This window comes from Streptomyces bambusae (genome assembly GCF_019400985.1).
Classification (GTDB): domain Bacteria; phylum Actinomycetota; class Actinomycetes; order Streptomycetales; family Streptomycetaceae; genus Streptomyces; species Streptomyces bambusae_A.
Genome location: NZ_WTFF01000042.1, coordinates 13,519 through 31,517 on the forward strand (window position 1 = coordinate 13,519; position 17,999 = coordinate 31,517).

A 17,999-nucleotide genomic window follows, 5' to 3' on the forward strand; every position below is an offset into this window, starting at 1 on the left:
TTTCGCGTGGACCGGCGGACCGCACTACGCCGCCGGTGAACTCCGGTGGCCGCCTCGTCACTGTCCGTGTCGTACGGCATGATCGGAGCGTGACCCGACGCCTGATGCTTCTCGACACCGCTTCGCTCTACTTCCGCGCGTACTTCGGGGTGCCGGACTCCGTACGGGCGCCCGACGGGACCCCGGTCAACGCGGTGCGCGGGCTCCTGGACTTCATCGCGCGCCTCGTCCAGGACCACCGCCCCGACGACCTGGTGGCGTGCATGGACGCCGACTGGCGGCCGCACTGGCGGGTGGAGCTGATCCCCTCGTACAAGGCGCACCGGGTGGCACAGGAGTCCGAGGCGGGTCCGGACGCGGAGGAGGTCCCGGACACCCTGGCCCCGCAGGTGCCGATCATCGAGGCCGCGCTGGACGCGTTCGGGATCGCCCGGGTGGGGGTGGCGGGGTACGAGGCGGACGACGTCATCGGCACGTTGACGGCCCGGGCGACCGGCCCGGTGGACATCGTCACCGGCGACCGGGACCTGTACCAGCTGGTGGACGACGCCCGGCAGCGGCGCGTGCTGTACCCGCTCAAGGGGGTCGGCACGCTCCAGGTGACCGACGAGGCGTGGCTGCGCGAGAAGTACGGCGTGGACGGCCCCGGGTACGCCGACCTCGCGCTGCTGCGCGGGGACCCGAGCGACGGCCTGCCTGGGGTGCCGGGCATCGGCGAGAAGACGGCGGCGAAGCTGCTGGCGCAGTACGGCGACCTGGCGGGGATCATGGCGGCGGTCGAGGACCCGAGGTCGAAGCTGACCCCGGCCCAGCGCAAGCGGCTGGACGATTCCCGGCCGTATGTCGCCGTGGCCCCGAAGGTGGTGAAGGTGGCCGCGGACGTCCCCCTTCCCCCCTTCGACCCGGCACTTCCGTCCGGTCCGGCGCATCCTGAGATGGTCGAGGCACTGGCTCACCGGTGGGGGCTCGGCGGCGCCGTCGCCCGCCTGTCCAGCGTGCTCGACCGTGACGTGCTAACTTAGGCTAGCCTAAGTTTCAGGGGAGTCAGGGGAGACGCCGTGGCCGAAGGACGTGCCCGCAAGGTCGGCACCGCAGTCGTCGTGCGCACCGAGCGGCTGACGCCGCACATGGTGCGGCTCGTCCTGGGCGGCGAGGGCCTGGGCTCCTTCTCCGCGGGCGAGTTCACCGACCACTACGTCAAGCTGCTGTTCGCCCCGGAGGGCGTCTCCTACGCCGAGCCGTGGGACCTGGACCGGATCAAGGCCGCCCACCCCCGGGAGGAGTGGCCGCGGCAGCGGGCGTACACCGTACGGCTGTGGGACCCGGCGCACCTGGAGCTGACGATCGACTTCGTGCTCCACGGGGACGAGGGCCTGGCCGGACCGTGGGCCGCCCGGGCCCGTCCCGGCGACCCGGTCCGCTTCCTGGGGCCCGGCGGCGCGTACGCCCCCTCCCCCGAGGCCGGCTGGCACCTGCTGGTGGGCGACGAGTCGGCGCTGCCCGCGATCGCCGCGGCGATGGAGGGCATGCCACCCGGCGCGGAGGCCGTCGCGCTCGTCGAGGTCGACGGCCCGGACGACGAACAGAAGATCGCCACCCCGGACGGGATCACCCCCGTCTGGGTCCATCGCGGGGCCCGCCCGGTCGGCGAGGCCCTGGTGGAGGCGGTCACCGCCCTGGAGTTCCCGTCCCACGACGTCCACGCCTTCGTCCACGGCGAGGCGGGCTTCGTCAAGACCCTCCGCCACCACCTGCGCCTGGAGCGCGGCATCCCCCGCGAACGCCTGTCGATCTCGGGCTACTGGCGCCTGGGCCACACGGACGAGGGCTGGCGGGCGATCAAGCGCGACTGGAACGCCCAGGTCGAGGCGGAGCAGGAGTCCTAGCTGGGGCTCCGCCCCAGACCCCGCGCCTCAAACGCCGGCGGGGCTGGATCGTGCCCCGTCAGGGGCGCGGGGAACTGCGCGACCAGCCACAACGGACGCTCAGGGGCGGGGTCCGGGGCGCCAGCCCCGGTTTCGGGAAGGGGCGGGGAGGGGGCAGGCCCCGCGCAGCGGCCCCCCACCCACGTCGACGGGCAGGGGCGCGCCACCGGCGGGAGAATGTGCCCATGCGTATCGCGCGCGCCCTCGCCGCGGGCGCAGCCGGCGTGCTGCTGGTCGCAGCACCCCTGGCGGCGGCCCCCGGCCCGCCCGCGCCGCAACCGCGCATCACCGAGGAGCGACTGCAATCCGCCCTGGACCGGCTGGATACAGACATCGCCGCAGCCATGAAGCACACCGGGGTCCCCGGCGTCGCCGTGGCCGTCGTCCACCGCGACGAGGTCGTCCACCTCAAGGGCTACGGCGTGCGCACGGCGGGCGAGCCCGCCCGAATCGGGGCGGACACCGTCTTCCAGATCGCCTCCCTGTCCAAGCCCGTCTCCTCCACCGTCGTCGCCGGCAGCCTCGCGCAACCCGGCGACTGGGACCGCCACCTCGACCTGCCCGGCTTCGCCCTCAAGGAGCCCTGGGTCAGCGCACACGTCACCACCGCCGACCTGTTCTCGCACCGCAGCGGCCTGCCCGACCACGCCGGCGACCTCCTCGAAGACCTCGGCTACGACCAGGCGTACATCCTGGACCATCTGCGCCTGGAGCCCCTCGCGCCCTTCCGCGCCAGCTACGCGTACACCAACTTCGGCCTGACCGCGGCCGCCGAGGCCGTCGCCCGCGCCCGGGGCACCGACTGGGCCGAGCTCAGCGAGGACGTCCTGTTCGGGCCCGCCGGGATGACCCGCACCGGCACGACGTACGAGGACTACACCGCCCAGCCCGACCGCGCGGCCCTGCACGTCAAGGGTGCCGGCGGCGCCTGGGTCCCCCGCTTCACCCGCGACCCCGACGCCCAGGCCCCGGCCGGCGGCGTCAGCTCCACCGCCGGCGACCTGGCCCGCTGGATGCGCCTGCAACTGGCGGGAGGGGTCCTCGACGGCAAGCGCGTCATCGACGCCGACACCCTGGCCCGCACCCACGTCCCGCAGATCGTGTCCCAGCCGCCGGCCACCCCGGCCGCCCGCACCGGCTTCTACGGGCTCGGCTGGAACGTCGGCTACGACGACCTCGGCCGGCTGCGCCTGAGCCACTCGGGCGCCTTCGACCTCGGCGCCAACACCAACGTCACGCTGCTGCCCCTGGAACAGCTGGGCATCGTCGTCCTCACCAACGGCGCCCCCGTCGGCCTGGCCGACGCCGTCGCGCTGACCTTCACGGACACCGCCACGTACGGCAGGCCCACCGCCGACTGGCTGGCCGTGGCGGGCGCGCTCTACGCCCAGCAGGACCGGGCCGCCCGCTCCCCCACCGACTACGCGCACCCGCCGGTGCCCGCCGCCCCGGCCCGCCCGGACAGCGCGTACACCGGCACGTACGACAACCCGTACTACGGCGCCCTCACCGTGACCTCCGCCGACGGCAAGGGCCTGGTGCTCTCCCTGGGCCCGAAGCCGCTGCGCTTCCCGCTGACCCACTACGACGGCGACACCTTCAGCTTCGAGACCACCGGCGAGAACGCCGTCGGCCGCACCGGGGTGACCTTCTCCCCCGACGGCCGCACCGTGCGCGTCGAGTACCTCGACACCGAGCACCTGGGCACCTTCACCCGCCGCTGACCCGCCCCGACCAGGCCTCGACCCCGCCTCGCCCTGGCCTACGCTTGACCACGATGAGACGCCGTACCCCCCTGCCCCCCTCACCCCTGCCCCAGCGCGCCGGGATCGACCCGGTACGGCTGCGGATGCCCACCGAGGCGGACCACACCACCGTCGGCGGCTTCCTGGCCGCGCACTACGCCGGGGGCGCGGGGGCCCGGGCGGTGGCGGAGCTGCTGGCCGCCGGGCGGGTGTACGCCGCCGACGGGCGGGCGGTGCGCGCCGGGGACCCGTACGAGCCCGGCGCCTTCCTGTGGTTCCACCGGGAGCTGCCGCCCGAGACCCCCGTGCCGTTCCCGATCCGGGTCGTCCACCGCGACGAGCACCTCCTGGTCGTCGACAAGCCGCACTTCCTGGCCACCACCCCGCGCGGCAGCCACATCACGCAGACCGCGCTCGCCCGGCTGCGGCACGAGCTCGACCTGCCCGCGCTCAGCCCGGCGCACCGGCTGGACCGGCTGACCGCCGGGCTGGTGATGTTCAGCGTGAGGCCCCAGGACCGGGGCGCCTACCAGCTGCTCTTCCAGGGCCGGCACGTGCACAAGGAGTACGAGGCGATCGCGCCCCACGACCCGGCGCTGGCCCTGCCCCGTACCGTGCGCAGCCGGATCGAGAAGGTCCGCGGGGTCATCGCGGCGCGGGAGGTCCCGGGCGAGCCGAACGCCGAGAGCCGCATCGAACTCCTCGCCCACGCGGGCGGCCTGGGCCGCTACCGCCTCACCCCGCACACCGGCCGCACCCACCAGCTGCGCGTCCACATGAACAGCCTCGGCATCCCCATCCTCGGCGACCCGGTCTACCCCCGCCTGAGCGACCCGGCCCCGGACGACTACCGCCGCCCCCTGCAGCTCCTCGCCCGCACCCTGTCCTTCACCGACCCGGTCACCGGCGTCGCCCACCGCTTCGAGTCGGGCCTGACCCTCCAGGCCTGGGTGGACCACCGGGGCTGGGAGGGCGAGCCTGCGGCCTGATCAGCGCCGGGCGCCCGCGATGCGCAGGGCCGCGTCGGCCGTGGCCTCCGCGAAGACCTCCACGGGGCGGTCGGGGTCCGAGCGGTGGATGAGGATCACGCCCTCGATCAGGCCGAAGACCAGGTCGTTGCGCAGGGCCAGCGCGGCCGGGTCGGCGGCCAGGCAGGCGGCGGCCTCGGTGGCGCCGATCAACGCCCGGTAGCTGTCCTTGAGTTCGGACCGCATCCGGCGAAAGCGCGCGAAGCGTTCGCCCCGCACCTCGGGCAACAGGTAGAGCGCGCCCAGGTTGTACGGGCCGGCGCACAGCTGGAGCACGTCGGAGCGGCACAGCTGCCACAGCCGCTCCTCGGCGGTGCGGCCCGCGTCGGCGAGCATCCGCCGGGCCGCCACCAGCGAGGGCCCGACCGTGGACTCCAGCAGTTCGACGAGGAGTTGCTCCTTGCCGCCGAAGTAGTGGTACATCGTGGCCTGGCGCATTCCCGCCCGCTCGGCCACCGCCCGCGTGGTGGTGGCCGCGTACCCGTGGACGGTGAACAACTCGGCTGCCGCGCACAGGAGTTCCTCGCGCGGGGGACGCCCGCTGTCCGGTCCGGTCCGGACGGCGCGCGGGCGTCCCACCCGTCTACCTGGCCTGTTCATGGCCACGATCGTCGCACAGCGCGACGACATCCGATCATGGCAAGACATGAGATCCGGCCAGGACCGCTCTCGGAGGAAGGCCCAAAAAGACCTATCCGACCGAGCTGTAGGCCACTACACCCCGCAGCAGCGCGTCGACGGCCTTGCGGGCGTTGCGCGCCACCGTGGACCCCTCGGCGGGGGCCGCGGCCGCGATCTGGCCGAGCACGTCGATGACCTGCTTGCACCAGCGCACGAAGTCGCCGGCCGGCATTCCCGCCTCGCGCAGCACCTCGTCCAGGCTCTTGTCCGAGGCCCACTGGTACGCCGCCCAGGCGAAGCCGAGGTCCGGCTCGCGCTGGCCCACGCCCTCGGTCTGGTTGATCCGGTGGTCCTCCTCCAGCGCGTCGAGCCGGCCCCAGATGCGGACCATCTCGCCCAGCGCCGCCTTGGCGGCCCCGCCGGGCACCTTCGGCGCGACCGCGTCGTCGGACTGGCGGGCCTCGAAGACCAGCGCGGAGACGCACGCGGCGAGCTCGGCGGGGTTCAGGCCCTCCCAGATGCCGGCGCGCAGGCACTCGGAGGCCAGCAGGTCCAGCTCCCCGTAGAGCCGGGCCAGCCGGCGGCCGTGCTCGGTGACCTCGTCCTCGCGCAGGTAGTCGAGCTCGGTCAGCAGGGCGTGGATGCGGTCGAAGGTGCGCGCGATGGTGTTGGTACGGCCCTCGATGCGCCGCTCCAGCTGCCGGGTGTCGCGGTGGAGGCGGTGGTAGCGCTCGGCCCAGCGCGCGTGGTCCTCCCGCTCGTCGCAGCCGTGGCAGGGGTGCGCGCGCAGCTCGGCCCGCAGCCGGGCGATCTCCCGGTCGTCGGCGGCCGCCGCCCGCCCGCGCCGGTGCCGGTCGGGCGTGATGTGGCCGGCCTTGGTGCGCAGCGCGGACGCCAGGTCGCGGCGCGACTGCGGGGAGCGCGGGTTGAAGGACTTGGGGATGCGCATCCGCTCGATGGGCTCCACCGGCACCGGGAAGTCGATCGCGGCGAGCCGCTTGACCTGCCGTTCCGCGGTCAGCACCAGCGGGCGCGGGCCCTCGTGGTAGTCGTACCCGCGGTGCCCGTCGACGCGGCCCGGCACGCCCGGGTCCAGGACCAGGGCGAGCCCGGCGAACTTGCCGGTCGGCACGTGGATGACATCGCCCGGCTTGAGCCGCTCCAGGGAGCCGGCGGCCTGCGCCCGGCGCTGGGCGGCGCCCTGCTTGGCCAGCTCGGTCTCGCGGTCCTTGAGCTCGCGGCGCAGCCGCGCGTACTCCTCGAAGTCGCCGAGGTGGCAGGTCATGCCCTCGCGGTAGCCGGCCAGGCCCTCCTCGTTGCGCTGGACCTGGCGGGAGATCCCGACGACCGAGCGGTCGGCCTGGAACTGCGCGAAGGAGGTCTCCAGCAGTTCGCGCGAGCGGTGCCGGCCGAACTGCTGCACCAGGTTCACGGCCATGTTGTACGAGGGCTTGAAGCTGGAGCGCAGCGGGTAGGTGCGCGTGCCGGCCAGGCCCGCGAGCGCGCCCGGGTCCATGCCGCGCTGCCACAGCACGACCGCGTGGCCCTCGACGTCGATGCCGCGGCGGCCGGCCCGGCCGGTGAGCTGGGTGTACTCGCCGGGGGTGATGTCGGCGTGCTGCTCACCGTTCCACTTGACCAGCTTCTCCAGGATCACCGTGCGCGCGGGCATGTTGATGCCCAGCGCCAGGGTCTCGGTGGCGAAGACGGCCTTGACCAGGCCGCGGACGAACAGCTCCTCCACGACCTCCTTGAAGGTCGGCAGCATGCCGGCGTGGTGGGCGGCGATGCCCCGCTCCAGGCCCTCCAGCCACTCGTAGTAGCCGAGCACGTGCAGGTCCTCGGCGGGGATGGCGGCCGTGCGCTCCTCGACGATGCCGCGGACCTGCAGCCGCGCCTCCTCGTTGTTCAGCCGCAGGCCCGCGTGGAGGCACTGCTGGACGGCGGCCTCGCAGCCGGCCCGGCTGAAGATGAAGGTGATGGCGGGCAGCAGCCCCTCGTTGTCGAGGCGCTCGATGACCTCGGGCCGGCCGGGGGTCCAGATGCGGCTGCGGGAGCGGCGCTCGCGCTCGCGGTCGGCCTCGCGGACCATCTTGCCGCGGCGGCGGTCGCGCGGGTTGTAGGTGCGGCTGTTCTCCTCGCGGGCCATGCGCAGCAGGTCCGGGTTGACCTCGCGGCGGGCGGAGCCGCGGCCGCCGTGGTCGCTCTCCTCCTCGAAGAGGTCGTAGATCCGCCGGCCGGCCATGACGTGCTGCCACAGCGGTACGGGCCGCTCCTCGGCGACGATCACCTGGGTGTCGCCGCGTACGGTGTCCAGCCAGTCGCCGAACTCCTCGGCGTTGGAGACGGTGGCCGACAGGGACACCAGGGTCACCGACTCCGGGAGGTGGATGATCACTTCCTCCCAGACGGCGCCGCGGAAGCGGTCGGAGAGGTAGTGCACCTCGTCCATCACGACGTACCCGAGGCCCAGGAGGGACTGGGAGCCCGCGTAGAGCATGTTGCGGAGCACCTCGGTGGTCATGACCACGATCGGCGCCTCGGAGTTGACGCTGTTGTCGCCGGTCAGCAGGCCCACCTTGTCGGCGCCGTAGCGCTTGACGAGGTCGGCGTACTTCTGGTTCGACAGGGCCTTGATGGGCGTGGTGTAGAAGCACTTGCGGCCCTGCCGCAGCGCCAGGTGCACGGCGAACTCGCCGACGATGGTCTTGCCCGAACCGGTGGGGGCGGCGACGAGCACGCCCTTGCCGGCCTCCAGAGCCTGGCAGGCTGCGATCTGGAAGGGGTCGAGCCCGAACGCGTACATCTCGCGGAAGGGGGCCAGCGCGGTGGCCTCCTCCGCGGCTCGGATCCGGGCAGCGGCATAGCGCTCGGCGGGTGAGAGGTCCTCGGTCATCTTGAGGTCGAGCCTACCCGCCACCCCTGACAACAGTCGCGATCTTTACCGGAGCCCGCGCAGCGCAGCGGACAGGCGCTGCGCGGCTGCCGCGGGAACGCCGACGCGGCCGGTCGCGCGGTGTGCGCGCCCCGGCCGCGTCGTCGCGATGGGTGGACGGCGGGCGTCAGGTGACGTCGTCGTAGCCGTTGATCCGCCGGGCGTCCGGTCCGGCCTGCTCGGGCAGCGCGGCGGGGGCCGCGACCTGCTCCATCTCGCCCAGCGCGGACGGCGTCAGGTCGAGGTCGGAGGCCTCGTCGTCGCCGAGCCCGGCGTCGGGGTCGTTACGGCGGCGCCTGCGGTCGTTGAGGAGGCAGATCCCCAGCGCCAGGAAGTAGAGGGCCACGATGGGCAGGGCCAGCGACAGCATGGTCAGCGGGTCGCCGGTGGGCGTGGCGAAGGCCGAGAAGACCGTGATGCCGAGGACGAACCCGCGCCACCAGCCGGCCAGCCGCTTCGCGGTGAGCACCCCGGTGAAGTTCAGCAGGATCAGCAGCAGCGGCAGTTCGAAGGCGAGGCCGAAGACGACGACCATGCGCGTGACCAGGTCGAGGTAGTCGTCGACCGGGAGCAGGTTGCGGGTGTTCTCGGGGGTGAAGTCGAGCAGGATCGTCGCGGTCTGCGGCAGGACGTTGTACGCGAGCACCGCGCCGCCCAGGAACAGCGGGGCACCGGCCGCGACGAAGCTCATCGCGTACTTCTTCTCGTGGCTGTGCAGGCCGGGGGCGGTGAAGGCCCACAGCTGGTAGAGCCAGACCGGCGCGGAGAGCACCACACCGGCCATCAGGGAGACCTTGAGGGCGATCGAGAACGGCGCGATGAGACCGTTCACGGTCATGTCGGCGCAGGGCCGGCCGTTGCGCTGGGTCACCACTCCGCCGGTGCAGCCGACGGAGTCCAGCATCGGCTTCAGCATGAAGTCGATGAGGTTCTTGTAGAAGAAGGCCGCGACGATCGTGATCACGAGGATCGCCAGGACCGACTTCAGCAGGCGGTTGCGCAGCTCACGCAGGTGCTCGACGAGCGGCATCCGCCCCTCGGCGTCCTTCGCCTGCTTCTCCGGCTTCCCCTGCTTGCGGGCAGACTTGAGCAACCCACGTCCCTTGTCTCGTTACTGCTGGCGACTGGCGGGAACCCCCGCGATCAGCCCTGGGCGGTCCGGTTCGGCTCGCTCACCGGACGGGAGCTGGTCACGTCGCCGGGGGCGGCCTGGATGGTGCGCGGGGCGGCCTGCTGCGGGGCGGTGGTGTCGCCGGCCGGGGCGGCAGCGGCGTCGGCCTCGCCGTCCTTCTTCATGGCCTTGGCCTCGCTCTTGAGGATGCGGGCCGACTTACCCAGGGAGCGGGCCATCTCGGGGAGCTTCTTGGCGCCGAAGAGCAGCACGATCACGGCGATGATCAGGAGGATCTCAAGAGGCTTCAGATTGCCGATCATGTGTGACTTCCTTCTCACCGAAGCGGCTGGTTGTGGTGGCTCGCAGCCCGGGCGCGCGCCCGGAATGCGGTTCTCGCAAGGATCGTAACCCCCGGGGGTTAACGCCCGGCAATCCCCCGGGGTACCCCTGCTTGCGCGGCCAGATCGGCTGCGGCCTGCTCCAGTTCGCCCGACACGGCGGCGATCCTGCGGCTGGAGCGGTCGACCTCCCGGCCCAGCCGCCGTGCCTCGATCGCGACCCGTACGGCCAGCACACCGAGCACGGCCAGACCTACGAATCCCAGGGCAATCGCGAGCATCGGCCACAGCATGGGGCGAGCCTAGCGCGTCCGCCTGGCCCTCCGAGCAGCAGGTCAGACGCCACGCTCAGACGCTGCGCAGGGTGCTCACGCCGCCGCCGGTGAGGAGCTCGACGATGCGCTCGCCGGCCGGTTTGCGCACGGAGCGGCCGCACTCGGGGCAGGTGAAGGAGTAGAACGTGGTCCGCCGGCTGCCGCCGATGGCCAGCCGCAGCGCGCTCGCGGCCAGCTCGAAGCGGGCTCGGCAGTCGGGGCAGGCCGCCTTGAAGGTGACCGGCCCCATGGCGGCCGACAGACCAGACAACCCAGACATTCCAGACATCGCCCTGCGATCCCCCTCAGTCCTGTTCCCCGTACCCCGCGAGTGCGTCACGAGCCGCCTGCCGGGCACTCTCCGCCAGTTCTCCAGGCCCCACGATCCGCCCGTCCCGGCCCAGCCGCAGCGCCAGGCGCCGCAGGCTTGCCGGGTCCGGGGTGCGCAGCGTGATCCGAAGACCGCCGTCCGCCAGCTCCCGCGCACTGTCGTGCGGGTAGTACTCGGCCACCCAGCGCCCGCCCGGACCGACCTCGACCACCACCTCCGGGTCCTCCGCCGCCGGCTGGACCAGCCCCTCGGACAGGTCGCGCGGCTCGATCGCCGGCGGCTCGGCCCGCTCGTCCAGCAGCCGGATCTCCGCCACCCGGTCCAGCCGGAAGGTGCGCCGCGCCTCCGACAGGTGGCACCAGCCCTCCAGGTACGTGTGGCCCACCGCGAACAGCCGGATCGGGTCCACCGTCCGCTCGGTCAGCTCGTCCCGGGCCGGCGAGTAGTAGCGCAGCCAGATCCGGCGCCCCTGCGAGATGGCCCGGTCCACGTCCGCGAAGACCCCGCCCTCCGACTCGAACGTCACCGACAGCCGCGCACTCGCCAGTGCCGCCTCGCCCGCCGCCGCCTCCAGCTTCGCCGTGGCCCGCAGCAGCGCGTCCCGGTCGCTCTCGCGCAGCCCCGGCAGCGTCGCCACCGCCCGGGCGGCCACCAGCAGCGCCGTGGCCTCGTCGGCCGCCAGCCGCAGCGGCTCCGCCGTGGACTCCCCCGACGCGTCCGGATTGCGCCACCAGATGCGCTCACCGTCGGTGTCGATGTCGAGCAGGTCCCCGCCCCGGAAGCTCGTCCCGCACATGGGCAGCACATCAAGGTCGGAGATCAGCTCGTCCACGGTGATCCCGAAAGCGCGGGCGACGTCCGCGACGTGCGCCCCGGGGCGCTCGCGCAGATACGTCACCAGCGACAGCATCCGGCGGGTCTGGTCAATGGCGTTCGCGGCCATGCTGGTACGTACTCCCCCTCAGGGCGTGTCGGTAGGTTCGTGCCGGGCTTCACGGCGCCCGGAGCCGGTCAGCCCTCGGCGACGGCGCGCAGCCGGTCCACCACATCGGCCCGCAGATCCGCCGGCCCCAGCACCACCACGTCCGGCCCGAACTCCACCAGCCAGGCGTCCAGCCCGTGCCCGTAGGGGATCTCCAGTTCGTCCCAGCCCTCGGCGACACCCTCACGGACCGCCGTCGCCCGGGCCCGCAGCGGGTAGCCCGCCCCCGAGCGCAGCCGGATCAGCGCACTGCGGTCGGCGCCGCTCTCCCCCGCCCAGCCCGCCACGGTCTCCCGCACCGTCACCACGTCCGGCACCTCGGCCGTGTACTTCCCCGCCCGCGAGCGGACCTTGCCGCAGATCCGCGACAGCCGGAACACCCGCTCCGCCCCCCGGTCCCGGTCGAAACCCGCCAGGTACCAGTGGCCCCGCCAGCACTCCAGCGCCCACGGCTCCACCTGGCGCGGCTCGGGCCGGGCCGCGGTGGACTTGCGGTAGTCGAACGTGACCGGGCGGCGGTCGCGGCAGGCCAGCATCAGCGGCTCGAAGGCCGCCTCGTGGACCGGGATGCGCGGCTCGATCACGCTGTGCTGCCCGTCGTACGCGTCATCGGCCTCCGGCATGCCGCCCGCGCGCAGCTTCTGCAGCGCCCCGCTGGCCGCGCCGGCCAGCCGGGCCTGCTGCCACACCTTGGCGGCCAGGCCCAGCGCGGCGGCCTCCTCGGCGTCCAGGGAGACGGGCGGCAGCCGGTTGCTGTCCCGGCGGGCGAGATAGCCCGTCTCGCCCTCCAGGTTCTCCACCGTCTCGATCACCAGGCCCAGTTCGCGCAGATCGTCCTTGTCCCGCTCGAACATGCGGTTGAAGGACTCGTCGTTGCCGGCCTCCATGTAGGCCTCGATGGAACCGCGCAGCTCACGCTTGCTGAGCGGCCGGCGGGTCCCCAGCAGGCACAGCGCCAGGTTCATCAGCCGCTCGGCCTTGGCAATCGCCATCGACGCCCTTCCGCCCTTCTCCACGCACGCCGCGCACCCGGCGCCGCGTGCACATTGTCCGACACATCTGACACGTAGACACTCGTGACCGTCGACCGTACCGCCCCGGCGGGCCCGGACAAAAGCGAGGGGCCCCAGCCGAAAAGGCTGGGGCCCCACACCGGTCAGGACCGGACGGATCAGACGCCCATCAGGTCGCAGACGAAGATCAGGGTCTCGCCCGGGGCGATCACACCGCCGCCGGCGCCGTGGTCGCCGTACGCCAGGTGGGCCGGGATCGTCAGCTTGCGACGGCCGCCGACCTTCATGCCCTGGATGCCCTGGTCCCAGCCCTGGATGACCTGGCGGGCACCGAGCTGGAACTCCAGCGGCTTGCCGCGGTTCCACGACGCGTCGAACTCCTCGCCGGTCGAGAACGCCACACCCACGTAGTGGACCTTGACGAACGCGCCGGCCTTGGCCTCCGGACCGTCACCCAGCCAGATGTCCTCGATCACGAGATCGGCCGGAGCCGGACCCTCGGGGAAGTCGATCTCGGGCTTTTCGAGCTTGTCGCTCACAGAAACTGCTCCTCAGAAACTTGACGTACCGGGGCCCCGCACAGCGGAGGCTGCGGGGACCGACCCGGACAGTCTTACATCACGGCCAGGATGTCGAGGCTGAAGACCAACGTCGAGTTGGCGGGGATCGTCCCCTGCTGCTTGTCGCCGAAACCCTGGTCCGGCGGGATCACCAGCAGGATCCGGCTGCCGACCTTCTTGCCGACCAGCCCGTCCTTCAGACCCTTCACCGACAGCTGCTCCATCGGCCACGTCACCGTCTGGTCGGTGGCGTACGTGCTCTCGAAGGACTTGTCGTCCTTCCACGTCTTGCCGTTGAACTTCACCACGACACTGTCGGTGTCCTTCACCGGGGCGCCGTCGGACTCCAGGACGTAGTTCGACACCAGCTTCGCCGGCTCCTTCACGTCCTTCGGCACCGAGACGGACACTTCCTTGCCGTCCGTGTTGGTCCCGACCTTCGGCAGGTCCTTGTTGTCCTGCGCGACCTCCTTGCCCTTGGCCGAAGCCGGGATGGAGGTGCCCTTGACGATGTCCACGACGAAGACCAGCGTGGCGTTCGGCTTGATCTTCTCGCCGGAGCCCTGCGCGCCGTACCCGAGGTCCGGCGGGATCACCAGCTCCACGCGGCTGCCGACCTTCTGGCCCTCCAGGCCCTGGTCCCAGCCCTTGATGACCATGCCCGCACCGACGGTGACGTCGAACGGCTGGCCACGGTCGAAGCTGGTGTCGAACGGCTCCTTGCCGTCCCACACCTGACCGTAGTAGTTCACCTGGGCGACGTCGCCCTTCTTCAGCGCGGGCCCGTTGCCCTCACTGAGGACCTCGACCTTCAGGGCCTTGGGCGGTTCGCCCTTGCCCTTCGACAGGGTGGGCTTCTCCCCGAACTTGGCACCCTTGGTGACGGCGGGCACCCCGTTCTTCATCTGGGCGGAATCGGAGCCGTTGTCGTCGCCACAGGCCGCTGTCGACAGCAGCAGAAGGGGTACGACAAGCAGGCCGGCAAGTCGGCGCACGTGGTCCTCAGATCTCAGACAGCAAGCGGTCGCCGCCACTCTAAGCCGTACGGGGCCCCGTACAAGAGTCGTACGGAGCCCCGTGGCGGATCACACGCACCCACCCGTCACATCCCGGCGATCAGCTTCTCCACCCGGTCGTCCACAGAACGGAACGGGTCCTTGCACAGCACCGTGCGCTGCGCCTGGTCGTTCAGCTTCAGGTGCACCCAGTCCACCGTGAAGTCCCGGCGCTGCTCCTGCGCCCGCCGGATGAAGTCACCACGCAGCCGCGCCCGGGTGGTCTGCGGGGGCACCGACTTGCCCTCGAAGATCTTCAGATCGTTGCAGATCCGCGCCGCCTGCCCCTTGCGCTCCAGCAGGTAGTACAGCCCCCGCCGACGGTGGATGTCGTGGTAGGCCAGATCTATCTGCGCCACCCGCGGATTCGACATGGTCATGTTGTGCTTGGCCCGGTACCGCTCGATGAGCTTGTACTTCATCACCCAGTCGATCTCGGTGTCGATCCGGTCCAGGTCCTCCTGCTCGACCGCGTCCAGCGTGCGGCCCCACAGCTCCAGCACCTGCTCCACCGTGCCCGTACGGATCCCCCGGCGCTCGGCGAAGTCCACCGCCTTGTCGTAGTACTCCCGCTGGATCTCCAGGGCCGACGCCTCACGGCCACTGGCCAGCCGCACCTTGCGCTGCCCCGTGATGTCGTGGCTGACCTCCCGGATCGCCCGGATCGGATTCTCCAGGGTCAGGTCCCGCATCACCGTGCCCGCCTCGATCATGCGCAGCACCAGGTCCGTGGCGCCCACCTTCAGCAGCATGGTCGTCTCGGACATGTTCGAGTCGCCCACGATCACATGCAGCCGCCGGTAGCGCTCCGCGTCGGCGTGCGGCTCGTCACGGGTGTTGATGATCGGACGCGACCGGGTCGTCGCCGAGCTGACGCCCTCCCAGATGTGCTCCGCCCGCTGGCTCACGCAGTAGACCGCACCCCGCGGCGTCTGCAGCACCTTCCCCGCACCGCAGATCAGCTGCCGCGTGACCAGGAACGGAATGAGGATGTCCGCCAGGCGGGAGAATTCCCCGTGCCGCGCCACCAGGTAGTTCTCGTGGCAGCCGTAGGAGTTGCCCGCCGAGTCGGTGTTGTTCTTGAAGAGATAGACGTCGCCCGCGATTCCCTCCTCGTGCAGACGGCGTTCGGCGTCGACGAGCAAGCCCTCGAGAATACGCTCGCCCGCCTTGTCGTGGGTGACGAGTTCCGTCACGTTGTCACATTCGGGAGTTGCATATTCCGGATGCGAACCCACATCGAGGTACAGACGGGCTCCGTTCCGCAGGAAGACATTGCTGCTGCGGCCCCATGACACGACACGGCGGAAGAGGTAGCGCGCCACTTCGTCAGGAGACAGTCGGCGCTGTCCCCTGAACGTGCACGTGACGCCGTACTCGTTCTCCAGCCCGAAAATGCGGCGGTCCATGACTGAACATTACGCCTTCTGCTGTGTTCTGAAACCGGGTTCGAGACCGGCGTTCCGATCAGTTTTCGACGAGCACGCCCGACCGGCCCTCCACCACCCGCCCCGCGACCACGGCCCCCAGCACCCGCTGAGTGGACATCAGCACCAGCAGCGCCGCCACCCCGCCCGCGACCGCCACCCCGAAACCCGCCGCGGCGCCGCCCAGTTCCACCGCCGGCCCCGCCACGGCCGTACCCATCGCCGCACCCACCCCGAAGAACGTCACCAGCCACGAGAACGCCTCCGTCACCGTGCCCGACGGCGCATGCCGGTCCACCACGATGAACGCGCACGCGATCGACGGCGCCAGGAACACCCCCGCCAGCGCCGCCAGCGCCGTCATCGCCCACGGCCCCGGCGTCAGCAGCAGCGGCACGTACCCCACCGCCAGCAGCCCCACCAGCACCAGCAGCCGCCGCTCCGGCGCACCCGCCCACGGCCGCGCCCCGTAACAGACCCCGCCGACCAGCGCGCCCAGCCCCAGCGCCGCCATCAGCCAGCCGTACACCACCCCGCCACCGTGCCCGTCGCCGTACGCCATACCCGCCACCGCGATCGAACCCAGCGCCGTACCGACGAAGAAGAACGCACCCAGCAGCGCCAGCAGCCCCCCGGACCGCAGCGCCCCCAGCCAGTGCGCCTCCCGCGGCGCCGAGCGCCACGCCCGCGACGGCTCGCTGACCACCACCGACAGCGCCCCCAGCACCCCCAGCGCACTGAGCACCAGCAGCGCCACCGCCGGGTCCCACACCGACACCAGCACCGTCACCAGCAGCGGCCCCACCGTGAACATGACCTCCTGGGCCACCGCGTCCATCGCGTACGCCGCGTGCACCTGCTCCTCGCTCCCGCCCAGCACGCTCGGCCACAGCGCCCGCAGCCCGCCCTCCAGCGGCGGCGTGAACAGGCCGGCCACCACCATCGCCGCGTACGCACCTGCCACCGGATCCGTGCCCGCCAGCGCCAGCCACACCATGCCCAGCGCCGAGACCAGCGCCGCCGGGAGCTGCACCCGCGGCTGCCCGTACAGGTCCACCGCCCTGCCCAGCAGCGGCTGCCCCACCGCGTTGGCCACCCCGTACACGGCGGCCAGCGCGCCGGCGAGGCTGTAGCTGCCGCCCTCCGCCCGCACGAAGAACACGATCGCGATGGACGCCACCGCGTTCGGCAGCCGGCCTATGAGCGTGCCGATGAGCAGGCGCGCCGCATGCCGAGTCCTCAGCAGCTGCGCGTATCCGGCGGCCATCTGCTCCCCTTTCGCCCGGAACCTCACCGAGGATCCCAGGTAATACGTATAACGAGACGAGTCATACGTACCATGGCCGCAGCTCGCGGTCCACCCGGCAAACCGCCACCACCGCCGTGACCTCGCACGTCAGGAGCCCCATGTGACGCGACCCACCAGCCGCGACGTCGCCCACGCCGCCGGGGTCTCCCAGGCCACCGTCTCCCTCGTCCTCGGCGGCAAATGGCGCGGCCGCGTCTCCGAACGCACCGCCGGCCTCGTCCGCGACACCGCCGACCGGCTCGGCTACCGCCCCAACCTCGCCGCCCGCAACCTCCGCCTCGGCAGCACCCGCACCGCCCTCCTCGTCGTCCCCGCCCTCACCAACGAATTCTTCGCCCGCGTCTACACCGGCGCCGCCCGCATCGCCGCCGAACACGGCTTCGGCGTCGTCCTCTACCCCTCCCCCGACGGCACCGGACCCGCCCGCGACCCCTTCGCCTCCGCCCGCGCCGCCCTCGACGGCGTCATCGCCTCCTCCATGGCCGCCGACGCCCTCGACGCCATCGGCGGCGCCGAACTCCCCCTCGTCATGCTCGACAGCGACCCCACCGGCGAAGGCGCCGCCGCCCACGTCAACCTCGCCATCGCCGACGGCATGAACCAGGTCGTCCACCACCTCACCGGCCTCGGCCACCGGCGCATCCTCCACCTCGCCTCAGCCGTCGACACCTGGACCTTCGACGTCCGCGCCCGCGCACTCCGGGCCGCCCTCACCCCCGACTGCACCCTGACGACCGTACGAGCCCCCCTCAGCGTCCAGGCCGCCCGCGCCGCCATGGAAACTGCCCTGGCCGCCCCCACCGACCCCGCCCCCCCACCCACCGCCGTCATCTGCGACGACGACATCCTCGCCGCCGGCACCTGCAAGGCCGCCCGACGCCTCGGCCTGCGCGTCCCCGAGGACCTCTCCGTCACCGGCTTCGACGACCTCGCCCTCGCCACCGCCGTCGAACCCGAACTCACCACCGTCCACCTCCCCGCCGAGCAGGTCGGCGAACACGGCATGTCCGCCCTCCTCACCGTCCTCGAAGGCGGCACCTGGACCGCCCCCGACCTCCCCGTCCACCTCGTCGTCCGCGGCTCCACCGCACCCCCGCCCCCCCCCTGACACCCCCCCGGGCCCCCCCCCGGCCCACGACGGGGCCCCCGCCCGCCCCCCCACCCCGGAACGGGACGGGGGCCCGCAACGGAAGGAAATACCCGGCCCGGGCTACCCGGCCTCGTCCTCCGACCCCTCGCGCTTGGGCACGGCAACCCCCCGCACGTGCCCCGACCGCGCCCGCCCCCGCCCCCGCCGCCACC

17 protein-coding genes are annotated in these 17,999 nt (G+C 72.3%); 5 read left to right on the forward strand and 12 right to left on the reverse strand.

The window, feature by feature from the left end:
* Positions 1 to 104 precede the first annotated feature (104 nt).
* The 4 genes from GPJ59_RS09090 (at position 105) to GPJ59_RS09105 (ending at position 4,659) form a co-directional block, all read left to right on the forward strand.
* Positions 105 to 1,022, forward strand: coding sequence for a 5'-3' exonuclease (locus tag GPJ59_RS09090; protein WP_219665975.1), 918 nt, complete (start codon positions 105 to 107; stop codon positions 1,020 to 1,022).
* Between the two features lie 36 nt (positions 1,023 to 1,058).
* Positions 1,059 to 1,886 carry a siderophore-interacting protein gene (locus tag GPJ59_RS09095; RefSeq protein WP_219665959.1) on the forward strand — a complete coding sequence of 276 codons (828 nt, stop codon included), beginning with the start codon at positions 1,059 to 1,061 and terminating at the stop codon, positions 1,884 to 1,886.
* 224 nt (positions 1,887 to 2,110) lie between these two features.
* Positions 2,111 to 3,649, forward strand: a complete 1,539-nt coding sequence (locus tag GPJ59_RS09100) for a serine hydrolase (protein ID WP_219665960.1) — start codon at positions 2,111 to 2,113, stop codon at positions 3,647 to 3,649.
* 53 nt (positions 3,650 to 3,702) lie between these two features.
* On the forward strand, positions 3,703 to 4,659 hold the full coding sequence (locus tag GPJ59_RS09105) for an RluA family pseudouridine synthase (protein WP_219665961.1): 957 nt from the start codon (positions 3,703 to 3,705) through the stop codon (positions 4,657 to 4,659).
* Here GPJ59_RS09105 and GPJ59_RS09110 read toward each other — a convergent pair whose 3' ends face one another.
* From GPJ59_RS09110 to GPJ59_RS09165, 12 genes are all read right to left on the reverse strand, one after another.
* Positions 4,660 to 5,298, reverse strand: a complete 639-nt coding sequence (locus tag GPJ59_RS09110) for a TetR/AcrR family transcriptional regulator (RefSeq protein WP_219665962.1) — start codon at positions 5,296 to 5,298, stop codon at positions 4,660 to 4,662. It lies immediately after the preceding gene.
* Between the two features lie 91 nt (positions 5,299 to 5,389).
* Positions 5,390 to 8,215 carry a DEAD/DEAH box helicase gene (locus GPJ59_RS09115; protein ID WP_219665976.1) on the reverse strand — a complete coding sequence of 942 codons (2,826 nt, stop codon included), beginning with the start codon at positions 8,213 to 8,215 and terminating at the stop codon, positions 5,390 to 5,392.
* 166 nt (positions 8,216 to 8,381) lie between these two features.
* Complete coding sequence (tatC, locus tag GPJ59_RS09120; RefSeq protein ID WP_219665963.1) at positions 8,382 to 9,347, reverse strand: twin-arginine translocase subunit TatC; 966 nt, start codon at positions 9,345 to 9,347, stop codon at positions 8,382 to 8,384.
* A gap of 50 nt (positions 9,348 to 9,397) precedes the next feature.
* Entirely contained in the window at positions 9,398 to 9,688 is a 291-nt protein-coding gene (gene tatA, locus GPJ59_RS09125) for a Sec-independent protein translocase subunit TatA (RefSeq protein WP_219665964.1), read from the reverse strand.
* A 98-nt stretch (positions 9,689 to 9,786) separates the two neighbouring features.
* Positions 9,787 to 9,999, reverse strand: a complete 213-nt coding sequence (locus GPJ59_RS09130) for a hypothetical protein (RefSeq protein WP_219665965.1) — start codon at positions 9,997 to 9,999, stop codon at positions 9,787 to 9,789.
* A 55-nt stretch (positions 10,000 to 10,054) separates the two neighbouring features.
* Entirely contained in the window at positions 10,055 to 10,300 is a 246-nt protein-coding gene (locus GPJ59_RS09135; protein ID WP_374200819.1) for a hypothetical protein, read from the reverse strand.
* 25 nt (positions 10,301 to 10,325) lie between these two features.
* A complete protein-coding gene (locus GPJ59_RS09140; RefSeq protein WP_219665967.1) occupies positions 10,326 to 11,294 on the reverse strand; it encodes a helix-turn-helix transcriptional regulator in 969 nt (322 codons plus the stop codon).
* Between the two features lie 68 nt (positions 11,295 to 11,362).
* The gene (locus GPJ59_RS09145) at positions 11,363 to 12,325 is read right to left on the reverse strand and encodes a helix-turn-helix transcriptional regulator (RefSeq protein WP_219665968.1); all 963 of its coding nucleotides are present in this window, start codon (positions 12,323 to 12,325) and stop codon (positions 11,363 to 11,365) included.
* Positions 12,326 to 12,504: 179 nt separating this feature from the next.
* Positions 12,505 to 12,885: an FKBP-type peptidyl-prolyl cis-trans isomerase gene (locus GPJ59_RS09150; RefSeq protein ID WP_219665969.1), complete on the reverse strand. Its 381-nt coding sequence runs from the start codon at positions 12,883 to 12,885 to the stop codon at positions 12,505 to 12,507.
* Positions 12,886 to 12,959: 74 nt separating this feature from the next.
* Positions 12,960 to 13,901 (reverse strand): FKBP-type peptidyl-prolyl cis-trans isomerase, encoded by a 942-nt coding sequence (locus tag GPJ59_RS09155; protein ID WP_219665970.1) that lies wholly within the window; start codon positions 13,899 to 13,901, stop codon positions 12,960 to 12,962.
* Positions 13,902 to 14,008: 107 nt separating this feature from the next.
* Positions 14,009 to 15,370: a Pup--protein ligase gene (pafA, locus tag GPJ59_RS09160; protein WP_219665971.1), complete on the reverse strand. Its 1,362-nt coding sequence runs from the start codon at positions 15,368 to 15,370 to the stop codon at positions 14,009 to 14,011.
* Positions 15,371 to 15,428: 58 nt separating this feature from the next.
* Complete coding sequence (locus tag GPJ59_RS09165) at positions 15,429 to 16,655, reverse strand: MFS transporter (protein WP_258024101.1); 1,227 nt, start codon at positions 16,653 to 16,655, stop codon at positions 15,429 to 15,431.
* A gap of 142 nt (positions 16,656 to 16,797) precedes the next feature.
* On the opposite strand from GPJ59_RS09165, the gene GPJ59_RS09170 reads away from it, so the two are divergent.
* Entirely contained in the window at positions 16,798 to 17,805 is a 1,008-nt protein-coding gene (locus GPJ59_RS09170; protein ID WP_219665972.1) for a LacI family DNA-binding transcriptional regulator, read from the forward strand.
* The last annotated feature ends 194 nt before the right edge of the window (positions 17,806 to 17,999 follow it).